This window comes from Salegentibacter agarivorans (assembly GCF_900113135.1).
GTDB lineage: Bacteria > Bacteroidota > Bacteroidia > Flavobacteriales > Flavobacteriaceae > Salegentibacter > Salegentibacter agarivorans.
Genome location: NZ_FOOH01000013.1, coordinates 16767 through 37433, shown reverse-complemented (window position 1 = coordinate 37433; position 20667 = coordinate 16767). Strand labels below are relative to the sequence as shown.

The following is a 20667-nucleotide window of genomic DNA, read 5'->3' as shown; positions in this document are numbered from 1 at the left end:
ATTTTTTAACTAATTTGGGATTTCACCAGGCTAACCTGGTCTTTAAAAATATCGTCCATTACTGCTATGGTACCGCCATATAAACTGGAATTTGCACCCAGGGTAGAAAGTTCTATTTTGGTGCGTTCCTTAAGCTGCATCATACAGTAAGTGTTCATTGATTGTTGAATTGGAGTGGTGATAAACTGTTTAGCTTCGGCTATTTTTCCTTCTAAAATCACTAATTCGGGATTAAAGATTTGAATGAGGATTGCGATACCTTTTCCAAGGTTTATTCCTATTTCAGAAAGTACATTTATCGCAAACTGGTCGCCACGGTTTGCGGCATTAATAATAGTTTCTGGCTCCAGTTTTTCTAACTCTTCCTTCTTAAGTTTATTTAATACCGAAGTTTGTCCCGCTTTTAAACCTTCTTTGGTTTTTCTAACAAGGGCAAGTCCCGATGCTTCTGTTTCCAAACAACCGCGTTTCCCGCAGTGGCAAAGCAGCCCATCTTCTGTCATTGGGATATGTCCAAATTCGCCTGCAAAACCCGATTCGCCGCTGTGCATCCTGCCGCCCATAATAATTCCCAGGCCAATACCCCAGTCCATAGAAATTACCAGAACATTACTCTTGTTTTTGGCTGTACCAAATCGAAATTCAGCTAAACAAGCACTTTTTGCATCGTTTAAAATAGCCACCGGCTTTTTAAACTTTTTCTCAAATTTATTTTTAAGTGATTCGGGCTCCTGTTCGCTTAGATAATAGGTGAAGTTTTTGCCCGCTTCAGCCGAAACCAGTCCAGGCATGCTTATACCAACACCCATTACCTGGTCCAGTTTCACTTTAGCTTCTTTTAATAATTTCTGGGTCCACTCAAATAAGAGATCTACAATATTAGAATCTGTAGAAATCTCTGCGGGCCAGGATTGTTCGTGTAGAATGGTATGGTTATTATCAATTACTGCCAACTTAATTCTAAACCGTTCTATATGAATACTCACCACAAAAAACGAATTCTCTACAAGTCCGTAAAGGTCTGGTTTACGGCCACCTTCAGATTTCCCCCTACCTTTTTTTATCACTATGCCTTCCTCAATAAGTTGATTGAGCAGAGACATGGAAGTAGGTAGGCTTACATTAAAGCGCTGGCAAACTTCGGCGTTTGAGGTTTCACCATTCAGAAATAGATGTTTTATAATCTTTAATTTCTGAAGGAATTTCTTTCGCTCTACATTATTAATATTAGATAGTTTCTTTTCATCTATAAAAAAGTCATGTAGATCTGTTGGCATAGTTTGAGTTGTCATATTTTAAAATAAAAGCATTAATAGTTTGTTTTAAGCTTTTAAAAAAATGAATTTATTTTGAATTTAAAAGTATATAAAAAAATTATTTTTAAAAATACTTTTTCGATTTTTTTATAAAAGATTGATTATTTAATCGAAATTTATACTTTTATAGGGTATTATAAACTTGAATTTTTAAATCTAAACCTCAGCTTTTAGGAGTACCATAAAGAAGAATGACTGAAGTCAATAAACTATTTAAGGAAGCAAAAACCGGAAAAAACCAGCGTTATTTAGCTTTAGATGTATTGCGCGGACTTACCGTAGCGCTAATGATACTGGTAAATACGCCAGGGAGCTGGTCACATATTTATGCGCCGTTTAAACACGCTCCCTGGGATGGATTTACCCCAACCGATTGGGTTTTTCCTTCTTTCTTATTTGTAATTGGCAACGCGATGAGCTTTAGCCTACGTAAATATGAAAGCATTTCTGAAAGCGTATTTTTAAGAAAGGTCTTTAAAAGGGCGGCACTTATTTTTCTTATCGGGTTATTTTTAAACGCATTTCCGTTTGTATTTAGACAGGAAGGCGAACTGGTTTTTAAGAATTTGGCGAATATGCGAATTATGGGAGTTTTGCAGCGCATTGCTCTTTGCTATCTTTTTGGCTCGCTAATTCTTCATTATTTAAAACTGAAAAAATCTATCATTTTTGGAAGCCTAATTTTACTTGGCTATTGGGCTGTTATGTGGTTTTTTGGCGATCAGCCTAATCCGCTTTCTTTAGAGCATAATGCTGCGCTGAAGTTTGACCGATTAATATTTAACGATGCCAATCTTTATAAAGGTTATGGCCTCTCGTTTGATCCTGAAGGTTTATTAAGTACGCTTCCCGCAATTGTGAATGTAATTGCTGGCTATGTGGCTGGCGTTTTTATTCAAAGATCAGGAAATAATATTTCTACGGTAATCAAGTTAAGTGTTTACGGAGTCGTGCTATTGATTATAGCGCAAATTTGGGATATTTGGTTTCCTATAAATAAACCTATTTGGAGCAGCTCTTACGTAATTTACAGTACGGGGTGGACGCTTTTAATACTTTCGGCCTTAATTTTGATCATTGAAATTTTCAATTTTAAGAAATGGACGACTTTCTTCGAGGCTTTTGGAAAAAATCCTTTGTTTGTTTTTGTAATGTCTGGCCTGGTAGTAATGCTTATGAATATTATTTATGTTAATGGGCAGGCACTCAAACCATGGCTTTATGAAAACTTATATCTTAGCTGGCTAAACAATTATAACGCCTCGCTGCTGTTTGCCATTTCTTATATGCTGCTTATGTGGTTGTTGGGTTACTGGTTACATAAAAAACGTATCTATATTAAAGTATAAATTCAATTGCTGAATAATGAGAAATAAAATATCACGCTTATTCATTTTTTTAATGGCCTTTTTCGGGCTTACACTTCAGGCCCAGGAAAAGGTTAAGAAATCTCCGGAATTTCTTCAATATACCAACAGCAAATGGGTTGACTCTATAATGCAAGAGCTTACTCCAAAAGAGCGAATTGCGCAACTTATTATGGTGGCGGCTTATTCTAACCGGGATAATGCTCATAAAGAAGAAATTCTAAAACTGATTAACGAACAAAAAATTGGCGGATTAATATTTTTCCAGGGTGATCCTGAAACTCAATTAAAGTTGATGAACGATTACCAGTTAGCTTCCGAAGTTCCATTATTGGGAGCGATTGACGCCGAATGGGGACTTGGAATGCGACTGGACAATACCATTAGTTATCCTTATCAAATGGCCCTCGGTGCAATTCGTGACGATAGTTTAGTGTACGATTTAGGGCAGGAAGTGGCCCGCCAAATAAAGCGTACGGGGCTTCATCTTAATTTTGCCCCAGTAGTAGATGTAAATAACAATCCGAATAACCCGGTGATTAATTACCGCTCTTTTGGGGAAAATAAAGAAAATGTTTCCGCAAAAGGAATCGCTTATATGCGTGGGATGCAGGATGCGAATCTGCTAACCACAGCTAAACATTTTCCCGGCCACGGAGATACCGATACTGATTCCCATTATGCGCTTCCGCAGATAAATCATCCTTTTGAAAGATTGGATTCCTTAGAAATGTACCCTTTTAAAGAATTGATAGACGCCGGGATTGGCGGCGTAATGGTGGCGCATTTAAATATTCCGGCACTGGATTCTACCGGGGTTCCTTCTACCTTATCAAAATCTATCATCACCGGAATTTTAAAAGATAGTTTAGGTTTTGAAGGTTTAATCGTGACCGATGCGATGAATATGAAAGGCGTAACCAAGGGAAACGAACCCGGGATTGTAGATAAAGACGCTATTTTAGCGGGTAACGATCTCTTAGAGTTTACAGAAGATGTTCCAAAAGCTATTGAGGAAGTAAATAAAGCCATTAAGCAAGGATTAATTTCTCAAAAACAGTTAGATGAACGGGTAAGAAAAATTCTGGCGGTAAAACAATGGGTTGGTTTGAATGAATTTAAAGCGCAAAGTCCTAAAAATATCCTGAAAGAGATCAATACAGCGGAAGCTAACTTTCTTAACAGAAAACTGGTTGAAGCTTCACTCACCGTATTGAAAAACGAAAAAAGTATACTGCCTTTAAGAAAGCTTGATACTTTAAAGATAGCTTCAGTCTCTTTTGGAGCTTCCAAACAAACCGAATTTCAGAAAACGCTGAATTTATATACCGAAGTAAAAAACTTTCAGTTAAAAGCTGATGCAAAAGCTTCGGAAATCGAAAAAATCAAAGAAAAACTTTCAGAATATAACCTTGTAATTGGTGGAATTCACGACGATAGCCGTTTTCCTAGAAACACCATGAAATTTTCGAAACCTGTACAGGATTTCATTGCAGAACTTGCCGCAAAAGAACTTACAATTTTCAGCTATTTTAAAAATCCATATTCCATAAATAAACTGGATAAAATTGAAAATGCAGCCGGTTTAATTTTAACTTATCAGGATACCAAAACCACACAAGACCTCGCAGCCCAACTTATTTTTGGTGGAGTAGGAGCAAACGGAAGACTTCCGGTGAGTATTGGTGAGAAATTCAAGTCGGGAGACGGGATGGATGTTAAAGGAAAAATAAGATTTAAATATACCCTGCCCGAAGATGCAGGGATGAATTCTGAAAAACTTTTTGGCGGTGTAGATTCCTTAATGCAGGAAGCTATTAAAAAAAAAGCGACGCCGGGAGGGCAAATTCTAGTCGCTAAAGATGGGAAAATCGTTTTACACAAAGCTTACGGTTACCACGAATACAGCGATACCATAAAAGTTAAGAAAACCGATTTGTACGATCTGGCTTCGGTAACAAAAATTTCTTCGGCTTTACCGGCTTTAATGAAATTACAGGACGAGGGAAAATTTGATTTAGAGGCCGGGATAGATGACTACTTGCCGTACTTCAAAAACTCGAATAAAGCGGGCGTTCCTTTTCGGCAAATTCTAACGCACCAGGCCAGGTTTAAACCCTGGATTCCTTATTGGAAAAACACCTTGCGCAAAAATGGAAGCTTTAAATGGTATACTTTTAAGAAAGATTCTTCTGCCAGGTTTCCTATTAAAGTGAGTGAAGATCTTTGGCTACATCGTAATTACCAAAAGAAGATGTTTAAAGCCATCAAGAAATCTGAGCTGGAAGACGAGGCAAAATATAAATATTCGGGTTTAACTTTTTACCTGCTTCCTTCTATAGTTGAAGAAATTAGTGGAGAAGATTTCAGAAAATATATCAATGAAAATTTTTACGATAAACTTGGCGCTACAACTCTAGGTTATAATCCGCTGGAACGCTTTGAAAAAAGTAGAATTGTACCTACAGAACACGATTATTTATTCAGAAAAAAAACCATTCATGGGATGGTACACGATGAAGGTGCGATTATGATGGGTGGAGTTTCGGCTAATGCCGGGCTATTTTCTAATGCCAACGACCTGGCAAAACTGATGCAAATGTACCTGAACATGGGCGAATATGCCGGAGAGCGCTATATTGAAGAAGAAACTTTAAAAGAATGGAGTACGGCACAATTTCCAGAAAATGATAATCACCGTGGGGTAGGTTTTGACAAGCCATATTTAGAATACAAGGGAGAAAGTAGCAACACTGCAAAAGATGCCAGCAAAGCCAGTTTTGGACACACCGGATTTACCGGAATTTACGCCTGGGTAGATCCCGAAGAAGATTTACTCTATCTTTTTCTTTCAAACAGGGTTTTGCCTTCACGGGAAAACACAAGGCTTTACCAATTAAATACCAGAACCAATATTCAGCAGGTTTTGTATGATGCGATAGAATAAATCTCCCAGTCTTATTGCTGCCATTGAGAATAATTCTGAATTAGCGAATAGATTCTTTAAAACTTTTACATTTTATTTAAGAAAGTATATATTTGTTTGATTTTTCCTTAAAGACCATTCAATATATATGACCAAAACTTTTTTCCCACTTCCAGTTACCCTACTTTTTTTATTTACAAATTCTCTAATTGCCCAGCACACTATACAGGGTAAATTGGTTACCGAAACCAATGAGCCTATTGTTTTTGCGAATGTTATATTATTAAATGCCGAAGATTCTACATCGGTATATAAGGGAACTATTTCAGAAGATAATGGTGAGTTTTTGTTTGAGGAAATTGCATCAAACGATTATTTGTTAAAAGTAAGTTTTGTAGGCTATGAAGAATATCTTCAGCAAATTTCGGTCAATTCAGATAAAAAAATAAGAAAGATTACCTTAAAAGAGGGCGCTTCAAATTTAGAGGAAGTAACCATTAACGCCCGTAAACCAAAAATTACCCGAAGCATAGACCGCATTACTTTTGATGTTGAAAATTCTACGCTTTCCAGTGGAAGCAGCTGGGATATTTTAAGACAAACCCCGGGGGTGATTATAGCGCAAGGCCAATTACAGGTTAGAAATTCTTCAGTTACGGTTTATATTAATGACAGAAAAGTGCAACTTACTGCAGATGAATTACAAACCCTTTTACAAAGTTACTCGGCAGAAAATATAAAGTCTATTGAAGTGATTACCAATCCGCCGGCACGTTACGAAGCTGAAGGTGGTGCTATTCTAAATATCAATACCACATCTGCCATTTCACCCGGTTATAAGGGAAGTTTAGAAGGTGCTTACACGCAGGGAATTGTTCCAAAATACCAATTTGGAACCAGTCACTATTGGAAAGGCGATAAGCTTAACGTTTTTGCGAATTATACTTTTAGTCCGCGGAAAGAGATAAAACGAGACGATAGTTATATAAATTTTAGTCCAAATGAAGAATTTGGTCAAAGATGGGAAAGCGATTTTGAAAGAGTTACGCGCTCGCAGGCACATAATGCGAATGTGATTTTGGATTATGATTTCGATGAAAAAAATAAACTAAGTTTTTCTTCGAACCTCTTTTTCTCACCCGACAAGACTTTTGATAATTCGGTGCGAACCGATATTACTACACAGGGAAATACGGCTTTTTCAAACTTTATGACCGATAGTGAGGTTGGTACCGATGAACATAACATTGGCTTAGATCTAACTTATACCCATAAACTTGAAAATGGAGGTAGTTTTTCGGCAGCGGCACATTATACCAGGTTTAACCAGGAGCGTGACCAAAAGGTCGCCACTAATTATTTTGATTCAGCCGGTGAAAATGTTCAAAATATCAATTTCAATACTTCCTCGGGACAAAATATAGAGATTTTTACCGGTCAACTGGATTTTAATAGTTCGTTAGGCGAAATGAGTTTCGATGCCGGGGCAAAGGTTTCAAATATAAATTCTAACAGTGGGATCAACTTTTCTAATGCAGAAAGCCTGGACGATTTGTATGATAATCTTTCAGACGATTTTTATTATGACGAAACAGTTTCTGCGGTTTATATTAATACCTCCAGGGATTGGGAAAAATGGAGTGCGCAAGTTGGTTTAAGAGGAGAGTATACCGATCTTTTGGGAGTGTCTTTATCAACAAATCAGCGAAACCGTCAGGAATATTTTGAATTGTTCCCAACGGCATATTTGCAATATCGAGCTTCAGATAATCATAGTTTTACGCTGGATTATAGCCGAAGAATTGAACGCCCACGTTATGAAAGTTTAAACCCGTTTAGATATTTTTTAAATGAAAACGATTTTAACGCCGGAAACCCGAATTTACGTGCGGCAATTAGCAATAATATTAATCTGAATTATACGCTTTTAGGGCAGTATTTTTTCGATGTGTATTATCGTGATAATGGAAGATCACCTGCAAGTTTAGCTTTTCAGGACAATCAGAACTTAACCATTAGAAGGTTGCAGGCCAATTTATTGGAAAGTAAAAGCTACGGACTCGACATTTTGCACGGCAGATCAATTACCGGCTGGTGGTATGCACAATTATATGCTTCCCTTTTTCACGAAGAGAATACATTTTTAGCGGTAGAAAGCAATAATGCAGAAGTTACCAACGAAATTGATGCTGTTTTTGGACAGTTGTATAATTCATTTACGCTGTCAAAAGACGGAACTTTTTCAGGAAATTTAAGCTTTACCTACGTTTCAGATTATATTACCGGTTCTTATAATTTTGACCCGTTTTCAACTTTAAGCCTTGGAGTAAGAAAAACTTTATGGAATAATCGCGCAGAATTAAGCCTGAATATCAACGATATTTTTAATAATACCAATACCAGGTTAACTTCGCAATATCTAAACCAGGATAATTCCTATTTCGCGCAAGAAGAAATGCGCTATGTGCGGGTTGGATTTAAATATAACTTCGGAAACTTTAGACTGGAAGACAACCAACGCAGCATAGACGCCGTTGAAAGGAATAGGTTATAAAAGGCCGGATATCCTTTATTCCGTCAAACTGAACTTGTTTCAGCTCTTAAGCCTATACTACAATTATATCTTGTTAGATCCTGAAATATCCCGAAGCTTCGGAACAGGATGAGGATTTATAGAAGAGCCGACTTAAATTCCCCCTTTGGGGGTTAGGGGGCTTTTTGTACTTTTGCACTCCAAAATAAACCGAAGTGGCTAAAATAGGAAATATAGATGTAGGAGACTTCCCGTTGCTGTTGGCACCGATGGAAGATGTGAGTGACCCGCCATTCCGTGCGCTTTGCAAGGAGCAGGGCGCCGATGTGGTATATACCGAATTTATATCTTCAGAAGGGCTTATTCGCGATGCAGCGAAAAGTACCATGAAACTTGATATTTACGAAAAAGAACGCCCGGTAGGCATCCAAATCTTTGGAGCCAACCTGGAATCTATGCTACAATCGGTAGAAATTGTAGAGAAATCTGGCCCCGATATTATTGATATTAATTTTGGTTGCCCGGTGAAAAAAGTGGTTTCCAAAGGTGCCGGTGCCGGTATTTTAAAAGATATAGATCTTATGGTTTCCCTTACCGAAGCCATGGTAAAACATACCAATTTACCCGTTACAGTAAAAACCCGTTTGGGTTGGGATAACGATTCTATTAAAATCGTTGAAGTTGCAGAAAGACTTCAGGATGTGGGCTGCAAGGCCATTTCTATTCACGGGAGAACTCGTGTTCAAATGTATAAGGGCGAAGCGAATTGGGCACCAATTGCCGAGGTAAAGAATAATTCACGAATGCATATTCCGGTTTTTGGAAACGGCGATGTTGATACGCCCGAGAGAGCGGTAGAGATGCGAGATAAATTCGGACTCGATGGTGCAATGATTGGTCGCGCCAGTATTGGATATCCCTGGTTTTTTAGAGAAGTAAAGCACTTCTTTGAAACCGGAGAACATTTACCGCCTCCAAATATGCTGGAACGCCTGGATGCTGCAAGGCGTCACCTACAAATGGCTATCGACTGGAAAGGGGAGAAGCTGGGTGTTTTTGAAACCCGCCGCCATTATACCAATTATTTCAAAGGAATCCCCCACTTCAAAGAACACCGCATGAAAATGGTAACCAGCGACGATGCTGCAGATGTCTTTGCCGCCTTTGATGAGGTAGAAAGGGATTTTTCAGATTTCCAGTTTGCTTAATCAATTTAAGCCACGAATTCACGAATATTCATTTGAAAAATATGAAAAGCTCCTCCCCTTATTTTCAAGGGGAGGTGGCCGTGGGCCGGAGGGGTTCCATGTTGCAGAATTTTTGTGTTCTTATTTGTTGGTGTACAACCACCCCTTTCTTCAGCTACGCTGAATTCATTCCCCTCCTCAAAAAGTAGGGGAGCTTTTTGGAAAAATATTCGTGAATTCGTGGCAGAAACACTAAGCTTAATCTAAACCGCTTTTAAAGCTTTTCTACTACTACCCGCCGCTATAAATGAAGCGATAAGCCCTAGAATTCCTATGGTAAATATCACGATTAGAATGTTTTCAAAAGTAATGGCTACGGGATAGGGCAGGCTGGGAGTGATCATAACAAGGTCAAATTGTAGTTGTAGGTAAACCAATAAAACTGCAGCTGATAAACCAATGGCCCCACCTGTAATCGTCATAAGGATTCCCTGGGTAAAGAAAATTTGCTTGATCTGACTTTCTGAAGCGCCAAGGTTATATAGTGTTTTAATGTTATCCCGTTTATCGAGTATCACCATAATAATAGAACCGGCAACATTGAAAAGTGCGATTATCAAAACCAGCGTAAAAATAAGATATACCGCTAGATTTTCGGTGTTCAGCATTTTATAAAGAGTCTCGTTGAGTTGTGCCCTGTTTTTTACGATAATATCGTCGCCAAAAAGGTTTATTATTTCAGCGGTTACCGCTTCGGTATCTGCATTTGGAGTTGTTTTAATTTCTATGGCAGAAAATGTATTTTCATCTAATTCTAAAAGATTTCGGGCAAAATTAAGATTGGAGAATACATATTTATCGTCCAGTTCTTCGTTTACACTATAAATTCCGCTAACAATCACTTTTTCCTGGTTAAACGCCTGCCCTGGATTTAAACCGGTAATTTGCCCTTTTCCTGGGCGTGGCACCATTACATTTAAAAGATTTTGGTAATTAAAAATACTAAGTCCCAGTTTTCGGGAAATTCTGTTTCCCACAACCACCTGGGCCTCACTATTGGTTAACCAAGAGCCCGAAACCGCACTGTCTATTTGGGTGACCTGCCGGAAATTGTCATCAACTCCTTTTATAAAAGCCGTGTGATTTTTATTTCGGTAATCTAGAAAAATTCGTTCTTCAATGGTTTTACTGAAATTGGCTATTCCTTCAATTTCAGCGAGTTGATTGGCTTTGTTGTCAGGGAACTGAAAGGTTTTTCCGCTTGACGGGAGAATTTTTAAATCGGGGTCAAATTTATTGGAAAACGAAAGGCTAAAATCCTTTAGTCCGGCGAACCCTGAAAGAACGATAAATAATGAAAAAGCCCCTGCAAAAACGCCTATGGCGGCAATAATGGTAATAATATTAATGGCATTATTGCTGCTTTTGCTAAAAAGATAGCGCCTGGCGATGTAGAAGGGGAACTTCAAATTAAGATTTTTTCCGGCGTTCCAGAAGATCGGGATCAGTGATTGGGTTTTCTTCGCCTTTAATAGATTTTTCTATACCTTCTATATAATCCAGAGAATCGTCCAGGTAGTAATTAATTTCCGGCATTTTTCGCAACTGGTTTTTGGTGCGCTGTGCCATTTCGTGTTTTATCTTAGACTTGCCAAGGTTTATTTCCTCTATAACTTCCTGCGCGTGTTTTTGCGGAAAAATACTGATATAAGCCTTCGCGATAGAAAGATCTGTAGTTACTTTCACTTTAGAGACCGAAATAATCACTCCTGTTCTCCCGGCATCTTTAAGGTTCTTTTGCAGGATATCGGCTAGATCGCGTTGCAAAACTCCTCCTATTTTCTTTTGTCTGTTTGTCTCTTCCATAAGGCAAAAATACTATAATAAATTGGTATACTCCTAAATGTAAAAAACTATGCGTACAAGTCTTAATTTTGAATTATACTATTCTTAAATATTTGACTTGTTCATTTTTTCCATTGATGAAAAAACGAACCAAAAAAATCTAGGCTTGCGAATCTTTATCTAAATTTTAAGAACTCGCCAATTAAGCTGCTGTTTACATGAAAATTTATGTTGGCTTAAACAGCCTAAAATTTTACGGAAACTTCACTTCAAATTTCACGATAAATTTTCGATAGGCCAAAGTGAACTTATTCAAAAGCAACCTAAGTATTACCTAACCTATTGTAGTAAAGATGTTGTGTTATCTTTTTAAATTTATAGAAGTTTACCCATTTTGAATATATAAAATTAGAAGTTTAACTTGCTTTATCTATTTAAAAAATGAAAAATGAAGAAAATTGAACATATTGGGATTGCAGTGAAGGATATTGAAGCGGCCAATGCCACTTATAATGCGGTTTTTGGCAGTAAGCATTATAAAACCGAAACAGTAAAAAGTGAAGGCGTTAGCACTTCTTTCTTTAAAATTGGAGAAAGTAAAATTGAATTATTAGCGGCTACAAACTCTGAAAGTCCTATTGCTAAGTTTATTGACAAGCGCGGCGAAGGAATTCATCATATAGCTTTTGCGGTAGATGATATTAAAGCTGAAATTGCCAGACTCGAGAATGAAGGTTTTAAGCTGATAAATACTGAACCTAAAGAGGGCGCCGATAATAAGCTGGTGGCTTTTATGCATCCTAAAAGTTCTCACGGGGTTTTGGTAGAATTATGCCAGGAAAAAAGCCCCTCCCCAGCCCTCCCCAAAGGAGAAGGAGCAAGAAATTAAGAAATTGCATTTCACCTTGCAGGAGTTAAAAATATATCATAATATTGCACTCCTAAAATTCGGGTATTGTTGAAATACCTGAATTGGTCCTATAGCTCAGCTGGTTAGAGCACTTGACTCATAATCAAGGGGTCCCTGGTTCGAGCCCAGGTGGGACCACCAACAAAATCAAGCCTTACAGAGATGTAAGGCTTTTTTGTTTCTTCTTGGGTACAACATATGTACAACATTTAGGAAGCCTTTTATTGAATCAGGCCTAATTGTTGTGTTTAAGCAAAAATAATAGTTAATCTATACAGAAAGAATTCTACATTGTTCACTCTGCTAAATTGACTTCTAAAGGCTTTATTTTTGGCATTAAAAGATTCTGCAGAAGCATTTGTATTTCTGGTCTTGAAGTAGTTTAAGGTGGATCTGTGGTTCAAACCAAAGGAATTAGCGGTATTATATGCTTTGAAGCCTGACTCTTCGGCATCTCAATACCAATGAACCAGCTTGGTGTAAGCTATTTTAACCTCCGTGTTTTCATTAAAAATACCTCTTAACTGGTTCTAGGGAAAACCAGCCATTCTCTGGCGTGTTTCTTTTCCTTCCCCTTTTTAAATTCACTGAGATAATTTTTATTCTACCGTTTTAATTCTTTACCGTTGACTCTAAAGGGAGCGCTTTATTATTGATTAATTTGTTTTAAAATAGCAACAAACTGTGTGGTCGTACGAGTTCCCTGATCAACTAATTTCCGATCTCTTTGGGGGGATCTCTCCGTTATCTTTATTAGTTCATCTTCAGCGTTTTACGCGGAGATATACCGTGCTTCCCCGCAAGGAAAAGTCCTGAATAGAGTTCTTTCCTTATGAAAGTTTGAGATTAAAACCTGGGAGAATTGTTCTTTGGGGGGAATATTACGTTCTTAAAAATAGAGATGAAGGGTCTCTATTTCTTTCTTACTCTTTATTAAATCAAGGTAATTATCCAAGTCTATTTTTTTGCAAATATCAAACTTTACTTCAATTCCTCCTTAACTTTTGAGATTGATCCTCTATTTCAGCTCAAAATTCATAGTGAAAAATTTGAGCGTAAAAAAAACACTTAAAATTTCTACGTCATATTTTTCTGGTACCATTTACTAAATAGCAGAAATAATATTCCACAAGATATCCAGGCGGGTAAAGTTAAGAAGGAGAGAAAAATATCAAACTGAACTGATAACGTATAAAAGACACCAAAACTAATCGCCCAGGCCCAGAATACAGCCTGGTTAAATTTTATGCCGGTTTTTTCAGCATAGAAGGTTTGAATTCCTACTTTTTTTCCGAAGAAATATTCAAAGACGATAACCGCCCCAATTGGTGCGAGAATAAAACCATAAATGGCCACAAAATCGAGTAATTTCATTGCGAAGGCAGGAAACAAACCGGCAATTGTAGCAACCGCGCCGGCAGTGATGGTTACCCAAAAAGTAGATGCTTTGGGCATAATTGCCTGAAATGCAAGTCCCGCTCTATAAATAGTTGGATTTGCGGTCGTCCAACCGGCCAGGATTACTGCTAAAATTCCAAATACCCCAATCGCATTATAAGCCAATGGACCGGGAGCTACCGGTGGTGCTTCCCCATTGGTCACAAAAACCTGAGCTTCGGGCGATTGTAAATAAACTGCATATAATAAACAAGCGGCAATCCATGCAATATAATGACCCACATAAATTCCTCCCGCAGTGGTCCAGCCCACGCTCGGTTTCTCTGCGAATCTGAATACAGAAAGATCTGACATTCCAATATGCATCGCGGCATTGGCAAACCAGGACCAAAGTACTACGTGCCAAAATGTATATTTTATCTGCCCGGGGAATGGCTCACCACCTTCCCCCCAAATATTCCAGAAATCAGTAAAGCTATTTACCTCAAGTTGAAATAAAGCTACAATTCCACAAACTATAAATGCCAAAACAATGATGGGAGACATCCAATTCGCCGCTTTTGCCACGGTATTATAACCTTTGGCAGCAATAACTGAAATAACCGCACCGATACATAAAACAATTATAATCCAGGTCAAGCTGTTGGGCATGGTATCTGTTAGACGGGGCATTTGCATATCAAAGGGAATACCCACTGCAGTTGCTGAAATAGTAATCATAGAACCGGCCAGGAAGCAGAATAAGAGTCCGTTGGCCAGGTTGTAAAGGGTGACTAAACGAGTACCACATATTTTTTCCAGATGAAAATATAGCGTGTACCTAAATTTTGTTCCAATCTCCGCTGTTAAAAATCTCCAGCTCAAAACCGCTAAAAAATTACCAATCAATAAGCCTACAATCAAATCGAAAGCACTAACGCCAGTCGTTAGAAATAATGGTCCAATAACAAATTCCGTTCCGGCAGCATGCTCCCCGGCGTACATTCCCAAAAAACTTTTCCAGTCCTTCCATTTGGATTTGGGTACACTTTGGCGTTCAAATTCGCCTGAGACTTCCGTTTCAGTTTGGGCTTCACTCATTTTATTTATTGTTGGGTTTTATGGTCTATATTTATTCAATTTCTATCCAGTTTACTATTTCACTAAGTAACTTGGTAAATCCTTTACGTTCTCGCAGCATACCTGTTCTAAAACTTGCTGCAACTGCATTTTAAGCATGGCAATGGTATGATCCCCTCCTTTATCACCCAGGGCGCCAACTCCATACATAAAAGATCTTCCTAAAAAGCTGAAATCGGCTCCACTGCTCATCACCCTGGCAATGTCCGGTCCGGAACGAATTCCGCTATCCATCATCACACTTATTTGATCTCCATATTTTTCTGAAATATGAGCCAGAGGTTTTATAGTAGATTCTCCCGCGTCCAGCTGTCGTCCCCCGTGGTTTGAAACGATAATTCCATCAAAACCAAGACGGATAGCTTCTTCTGCATCTTCATCGGAAACTACTCCTTTTAGGACTAATTTACCTTTCCACAAATCGCGCAAAGGCTTTATTTTTTCTTCATTAAGCCTACCGGAGAATGTTGCGTTCATCCATTTTCCCAACTGCTTAATACTCATTCCGTTTTTCATATAAGGTTTCATCGTAGCAAAATTGGGAAGACCAAGTTTTAAAGTTTGGGCGGCCCAGGCCGGTTTTCCCATAACCTGCAGAATATTCCTAAAATTCATTTGTGGTGGCATTGCGAGACCATTCCTGATTTCCTTGGGACGGTAACCAAAAGTTGGCACATCGCACAAAATCACTAAGACAGGAACTTCGGCAGCGTGAGCACGTTTTAGAATATCATCTCGTAACCATTCCTCTGTAGGATGATATAATTGAAACCAGGCGCGGCCTTCTGTAAGCTCACTGGCCCGTTCAATACTTGTTGTGGTTACCGTGCTTAAAATAAATGGTATGTTATGCTTTAAAGATGCTTTTGCAAGAATTTCCGGAGCATTAGGCCACATCATTCCTTGCAACCCAATGGGAGAAATCCCAAATGGGGCATCATATTTTATCCCGAATAGTTCGGTTTCAAGTTTTGAGGTATTGTAATTTTTAAGGTATCGTGGCTTCAGCTGAATCTCTCTGATTTCATCGGTATTACGGCGAATATTTATATTTTCATTACATCCACCGTCAAGATATTCGAAGGCAAATCCAGGCATTCTTTTTTTCGCACGTTCCCGCAGGGATTCAATAGATGGATATTCAGTATTAAAAGGAAAAGCCATAATTTTTAGTCTTGGTTGAGTAATAAAGGTACAAGTTTCTTCATGCGGTAATTCTCCTTTAAAAAGGAAGCCTTCACTTTTTTATTTGATATTACCATAGCCGCACCAAGGGCTGAACCTAAGGGAGATTGAGTAGCAAGAACTTTGAATTCACTAAAATGATGGGACATTAATTTCATAAAAACATCATTATCTGTAAATCCACCATCGATGTAAATCGTTTTGATTTCAGAATTTCCTATGGCTTTTCTAATCGTTTGTATCTGCAATTCCATTAACTCGATCATCAATTGATGAAAAGCTTCTTCAAAAGTTTTGAATGGTTCAAGATCAGTTTTATGTAATTTTTTACGCTGAAGAGAAATACCTTCAAATTTAAAATAGATAGAAGGACTCTCAATCAATTTTAAATAAAGTTCTCTATCAAATTTAACTTCGCGATGATAACCATATTCCTTTCCATAATATTGACCTAATTTTTCTACTTGCAACCTATATTCATTACCCATAAAAAATCGAGATGCTTTTACCGGTTTTCCATCAACCCGAAGATAATTTAAGCAGTTATGTTTTATATCTTCTCTGGTAATCTCATCTTTGCTAAATGGATTTAAAGCGATACTCCAAGTTCCGGTAGATAACAATAAAAATGGTTTCTTTTTACTAAGAATATAAGGCAGCAATGCTGAAGAACTATCATGAATACCTACCCCAATTTTTAACTTCTGACCTTTATAGGAAGTATTTATACTCGCCGAGGTTGGCACTAAAGGAGCTAATTTTCTATCTATATTTTCTTTATAAACCCAATCGTGATAATCCTTTTTATTATAATCCCACAAATTAGTGTGGCAGCCAATACTGGTGTATTCACTTACCGGAATACCGGTAAATAAATAAGATAAATACTGCGGAAGATGAAGGCTATATTTTATTTTGCTGAATAGTTCAGACTTAGTTTTTTTAAGCCAGTATAGTTGCATTCCGGAGTTTAAAAATCCAGACTGTGGTGATGCGGTTCGGGTTGCAATAGATAATTCATCGCCATATTTTTTATAAAATTCTTCAGCTACCGATTTTTCAATCGATTTTGTATAGTTATAAAGGGGTGTAAGCACTTTGCCGTTATGATCTAAATGAACAAAACTGGCGCCATAGGAAGAGAAATTCACAGCTTTTACATTATATTCATCTTTCTCCAGAATTGTTTCAAAAATAGATTTCATCCAGTTTTGAAGTTCCACTAAGTCTTCTGCCGGATAACCATCTTCATCCTTAGATTCTGGTAAACGCTTATATTCACGGAGAACTTCTTTATAATTCTTGTCGAAAAGAAAGAACTTCTTATTGGTTTTACCAATATCAAAAACAGCGGTTACTTTAACTTTTGTCATTTTATAATCCTTTTTAAAGTCCGGTTGCTATTGATTTTGTTCCTCGCTCTTTAATTAGATTTTTTCGAACTTCTAAATTTCGATAGGCACTTAAAGGATTTAAGGCGGCGCCAGATTTATCCCGGGCTGCTCTTATAATAGGACGAACATCAGTCCTATAGGCGTCCTGTAGAATCTCCTGGCAGGTAACAACATCGTTTCCCTGCTGAGCTTGTTTTAAAGCTTTTTGATCTACTAAAAGCGCCTGAGTATAAGCAATTAATATAGCCTCAAGGGATTGCAACAGATCTTCCAGCGGATCTTTGGTATTGTGGCTGGCATCTATCATCCAGGCCAAATCCGGGTTTTGCGGATTGTTTTCCATCCCGTATACCAATTCGTTAAAAATAAGAAATAAAGAATATGGTTTGATGGAACCAACGGTAATATCATCATCGCCATACTTGCTATCATTAAAATGAAAACCTCCAAGTTTCCCCTTCAGCATTAAAGTGGCTACGATTTGTTCAATATTGGTGTTTGGTAGATGGTGTCCTAAATCAACCAATGTATGGGCACGGTCCCCACAAGCGTTGGCAAGCATAAAAGAAGTGCCCCAATCCTGAATAACGGTACTGTAGAAATTAGGCTCGTAGGGTTTGTATTCAATAAACATTTTCCAGTCTTCAGGCATTTTACCGTAAATGCTTTTTAAACTGTTTTCTGTATTTTGTAATACTTTTTGAAAATTATTTTGTCCTGGAAAATTAGCCCCATCTGCCAACCATACGGTAAGGCTTTTTGAACCTAATTCTTTCCCTATTTTAATTACATCCAGGTTATGCTGAACAGCATAATCTCTCGAGGCATCATTTACTGCACTTAAGGAACCATATTTGTAAGTTTCTTTTGCATCGGGTTGATCCTGAAAGGTATTGGAATTCATTGCATCAAAAACAATCCCGTGACTTTGGGCTTTCTCCTTTATGGCATTTACATCTTTAGGAATATCCCACGGAATATGTAAAGAAACCGCTCCAGCCGATTGGGTAAGCGCGTGCAAAACACCAATATCATCCAGTTTTTGTTCCAATGAAGAAGGCTCCCCACCATAAGAAAATCTTCCAAATCGCGTGCCACCTGCACCTAATGCCCAGCTGGGAATGGCTACCTGGAAATCGGCTACTTTTGAAATGATTTCTTCAGCATCAATTCCTTTTTTGACAAATTTATTTTTAAGAAAATCAAGTTCAGTCTTATAAGAAGAATGATTGCTTTTATTGAATTCTGAAATCCTATCAGTGGTTATTTTCATTTCCTATGCGATATTTTCTTTTAAAATTAAACCTCAGAGATATAAAATCTATGAGGTTTTTTATTTGATTATCTCTAATTATCTCACAAAAGCATTGGCCATTCCTCCATCTACATTTATTGTGTTTCCGGTACTTTTATCAAGCACTCCAATACATGCAAAAACTCCGTTTGCCACATCTTCGGGTAAAATAATTTCCTGTAACAGGTTGCGTTTTGCGTAGTGCTTAGGTAAGTCTTCTACCTTAATACCGTGAGCTTTGGCACGACCTTCTGCCCAGGCTCCTTCCCATATTTTACTACCGACAATAACACCGTCGGGATTAACAATATTCACTTTAATTTTATCTCCGCCCAACTCTGTTGCCAATAATCTGGACATATGCTGTTGTGCCGCTTTTGCAGTACCGTAGCCTACGTTATTAGGCCCTGAGGCAATTCCGTTTTTACTGGCAATATTGATAATATCACCTCCAAATCCTTGCTTTTTCATCACAGCAGCTCCGTGTTGTGCCATTAAAAACTGACCTTTAACCAACACATCCTGAAGCAGGTTCCAGTCTTTCATGCTAGTATCTTCTAAAGATTTTGAGATTGCCAAGCCGGCAGAATGTACAATTATATCCACTCCACCAAAAGCGAGATTCGCCTCTTTATAAGCAGCGATAATTGAAGCTTCATCCGTCACATCGCAAACCACACTGCTCACCTGGTCTTTTTTATAAGTCTTAACAGCCTCTTCTAAAGATTCTTTGGTGATATCGGTTAGCACCACATTTGCGCCTTCGGCTACCATTTTATCGGCTATTGCCTTACCAATACCACCAGCTGCTCCAGTTACAATAGCAACTCTTCTGGAAAGTGGTTTCTCAGCAGGCATTCTTTGCAATTTTGCTTCTTCCAGAAGCCAGTATTCAATATCAAATGCTTCCTGGCGAGGCAGGGAAGTATATTCAGTTATAGCCTCTGCACCACGCATTACATTTATGGCGTTTACATAAAATTCACTGGCAACTCTTGCCGTTTGTTTATTCTTAGCAAAACTAAACATTCCAACCCCCGGGTAAATAATAATTACCGGATTAGGGTCTCGCATTGCCGGACTATTAGCATGTTTGCAATTTTCGTAATATTCTTTATACTCCTTACGGTATTGGTTAAAATCTGGTTCTAATTTTTTAAGAACTGCCTCTGGATCGGAAAGATCGGCAGACGGATCTAATTTCAGGATTAGAGGCTGAATTTTTGTTCGCAGAAAGTGGTCTGGACATGAGGTGCCCATAGGAGCTAGCCTTTCAAGATCATTACTATTTATATATTCCAGTACGGCATCACTATCTGTAAAATGTCCGATCATTCTATTTTCGGAAGAGGCCAGACCGCGAAGCAACGGTAGCAACTCTGCTGCTTTTTCTTTTCTTTCAGACGAAGGAAGGCTGTCTACCTTCTTTCCTCCAAAAACTTCTCCCTGGTTTTTTACCTTTTTCTCAATATATTCTGAAGCAGTTTCTATAACATCAAGACTGTTAATATAACATTCATAAGAAGTATCTCCCCACGTAAACAGTCCGTGACTTCCAAGTACTATTCCTCGAATTCCTGGATTTTCCTCCAGGCATTTTTCTAACTGAAGACCAAGATCAAAGCCAGGACGTTGCCATGGGACCCAACCCATTGTATCTCCCCAAATTTCTTTGGTTACTTGTTCACTATCTTTTGCTGCCGCCACAGCAATAAGTGCATCTGGATGCAAGTGATCTATATGTTTAAACGGAAGAAGACCGTGCAAAGGAGTATCAATGGATGGTGCTTTACTGTTTAAATCGTAAATACAATGGTTAAAAAGCCCCACCATACGATCTTCATCCATAATACCTTTATAAACCTTTTTAAGGTTTCTTAATCTTTCGGTATATAATCCGGCAATACCTTCCCTGGTTAAAGTGCCGATGTCTCCACCAGACCCCTTAACCCACATAACCTCAACATCTTCATTGGTTAAAGGATCTTTTTCTATTGTTTTACAGCTGGTATTTCCACCGCCGTAGTTAGTAATTCTTAAATCTGCACCGAGGATATTAGATCTATATAGAAATAATGCAACCTGGTCATCGCCCAGGTCTGCAGCTTTTTTATCGTCCCAGAGATAGTCTACGTACTTAAAAGTTTTTTCCATAATTATTTCAAAAAATTTCTTTAATACCTCAAAAGTAAA

General features: G+C 38.1%; 13 protein-coding genes and 1 tRNA gene. 6 read left to right on the top strand and 8 right to left on the bottom strand.

Annotated features, from left to right (window positions below; translation table 11 throughout):
- Positions 1-5: 5 nt before the first annotated feature.
- Positions 6-1292 (bottom strand): ROK family transcriptional regulator, encoded by a 1287-nt coding sequence (locus BM084_RS10840; protein ID WP_232228889.1) that lies wholly within the window; start codon positions 1290-1292, stop codon positions 6-8.
- A 215-nt stretch (positions 1293-1507) separates the two neighbouring features.
- Between BM084_RS10840 and BM084_RS10835 the strand changes: the two genes are divergently transcribed.
- The 4 genes from BM084_RS10835 (at position 1508) to dusB (ending at position 9350) form a co-directional block, all read left to right on the top strand.
- Positions 1508-2665, top strand: coding sequence for an acyltransferase family protein (locus BM084_RS10835; protein ID WP_075325402.1), 1158 nt, complete (start codon positions 1508-1510; stop codon positions 2663-2665).
- Positions 2666-2681: 16 nt separating this feature from the next.
- A complete protein-coding gene (locus BM084_RS10830) occupies positions 2682-5630 on the top strand; it encodes a serine hydrolase domain-containing protein (protein ID WP_075325403.1) in 2949 nt (982 codons plus the stop codon).
- 127 nt (positions 5631-5757) lie between these two features.
- On the top strand, positions 5758-8163 hold the full coding sequence (locus tag BM084_RS10825; RefSeq protein WP_093304710.1) for an outer membrane beta-barrel family protein: 2406 nt from the start codon (positions 5758-5760) through the stop codon (positions 8161-8163).
- 194 nt (positions 8164-8357) lie between these two features.
- Positions 8358-9350, top strand: a complete 993-nt coding sequence (gene dusB, locus BM084_RS10820; RefSeq protein WP_075325405.1) for a tRNA dihydrouridine synthase DusB — start codon at positions 8358-8360, stop codon at positions 9348-9350.
- A 242-nt stretch (positions 9351-9592) separates the two neighbouring features.
- On the opposite strand, the gene BM084_RS10815 is transcribed toward dusB, so the two are convergent.
- Both BM084_RS10815 and rbfA read right to left on the bottom strand, forming a co-directional pair.
- Positions 9593-10798 (bottom strand): ABC transporter permease, encoded by a 1206-nt coding sequence (locus BM084_RS10815; protein WP_093304708.1) that lies wholly within the window; start codon positions 10796-10798, stop codon positions 9593-9595.
- A 1-nt stretch (position 10799) separates the two neighbouring features.
- Entirely contained in the window at positions 10800-11195 is a 396-nt protein-coding gene (gene rbfA, locus BM084_RS10810; protein WP_037318333.1) for a 30S ribosome-binding factor RbfA, read from the bottom strand.
- 427 nt (positions 11196-11622) lie between these two features.
- Here rbfA and mce point away from each other — a divergent pair, with 427 nt between their 5' ends.
- Both mce and BM084_RS10800 read left to right on the top strand, forming a co-directional pair.
- Positions 11623-12063 carry a methylmalonyl-CoA epimerase gene (gene mce / locus BM084_RS10805; protein WP_075325407.1) on the top strand — a complete coding sequence of 147 codons (441 nt, stop codon included), beginning with the start codon at positions 11623-11625 and terminating at the stop codon, positions 12061-12063.
- Between the two features lie 85 nt (positions 12064-12148).
- Positions 12149-12225 (top strand) — tRNA-Ile (locus BM084_RS10800).
- A 936-nt stretch (positions 12226-13161) separates the two neighbouring features.
- Here BM084_RS10800 and BM084_RS10790 read toward each other — a convergent pair.
- From BM084_RS10790 to BM084_RS10770, 5 genes are all read right to left on the bottom strand, one after another.
- On the bottom strand, positions 13162-14562 hold the full coding sequence (locus tag BM084_RS10790) for a purine-cytosine permease family protein (protein WP_093304703.1): 1401 nt from the start codon (positions 14560-14562) through the stop codon (positions 13162-13164).
- Positions 14563-14616: 54 nt separating this feature from the next.
- On the bottom strand, positions 14617-15765 hold the full coding sequence (locus tag BM084_RS10785; protein WP_093304701.1) for an alpha-hydroxy acid oxidase: 1149 nt from the start codon (positions 15763-15765) through the stop codon (positions 14617-14619).
- A 5-nt stretch (positions 15766-15770) separates the two neighbouring features.
- Positions 15771-17159 carry an FGGY-family carbohydrate kinase gene (locus BM084_RS10780; RefSeq protein ID WP_093304698.1) on the bottom strand — a complete coding sequence of 463 codons (1389 nt, stop codon included), beginning with the start codon at positions 17157-17159 and terminating at the stop codon, positions 15771-15773.
- Between the two features lie 13 nt (positions 17160-17172).
- Entirely contained in the window at positions 17173-18453 is a 1281-nt protein-coding gene (locus BM084_RS10775) for a sugar isomerase (protein WP_093304696.1), read from the bottom strand.
- Positions 18454-18531: 78 nt separating this feature from the next.
- Complete coding sequence (locus tag BM084_RS10770) at positions 18532-20628, bottom strand: bifunctional aldolase/short-chain dehydrogenase (protein WP_093304694.1); 2097 nt, start codon at positions 20626-20628, stop codon at positions 18532-18534.
- Positions 20629-20667 lie beyond the last annotated feature (39 nt).

Bases quoted from the DNA above. Each gene is read 5' to 3' on its own strand.
- BM084_RS10840 (WP_232228889.1), bottom strand. From the start codon at position 1,292: ATGACAACTCAAACTATGCCAACAGATCTACATGACTTTTTTATAGAT.
- BM084_RS10835 (WP_075325402.1), top strand. From the start codon at position 1,508: ATGACTGAAGTCAATAAACTATTTAAGGAAGCAAAAACCGGAAAAAAC.
- BM084_RS10830 (WP_075325403.1), top strand. From the start codon at position 2,682: ATGAGAAATAAAATATCACGCTTATTCATTTTTTTAATGGCCTTTTTC.
- BM084_RS10825 (WP_093304710.1), top strand. From the start codon at position 5,758: ATGACCAAAACTTTTTTCCCACTTCCAGTTACCCTACTTTTTTTATTT.
- rbfA (WP_037318333.1), bottom strand. From the start codon at position 11,195: ATGGAAGAGACAAACAGACAAAAGAAAATAGGAGGAGTTTTGCAACGC.
- mce (WP_075325407.1), top strand. From the start codon at position 11,623: ATGAAGAAAATTGAACATATTGGGATTGCAGTGAAGGATATTGAAGCG.
- BM084_RS10790 (WP_093304703.1), bottom strand. From the start codon at position 14,562: ATGAGTGAAGCCCAAACTGAAACGGAAGTCTCAGGCGAATTTGAACGC.
- BM084_RS10785 (WP_093304701.1), bottom strand. From the start codon at position 15,765: ATGGCTTTTCCTTTTAATACTGAATATCCATCTATTGAATCCCTGCGG.
- BM084_RS10780 (WP_093304698.1), bottom strand. From the start codon at position 17,159: ATGACAAAAGTTAAAGTAACCGCTGTTTTTGATATTGGTAAAACCAAT.
- BM084_RS10775 (WP_093304696.1), bottom strand. From the start codon at position 18,453: ATGAAAATAACCACTGATAGGATTTCAGAATTCAATAAAAGCAATCAT.
- BM084_RS10770 (WP_093304694.1), bottom strand. From the start codon at position 20,628: ATGGAAAAAACTTTTAAGTACGTAGACTATCTCTGGGACGATAAAAAA.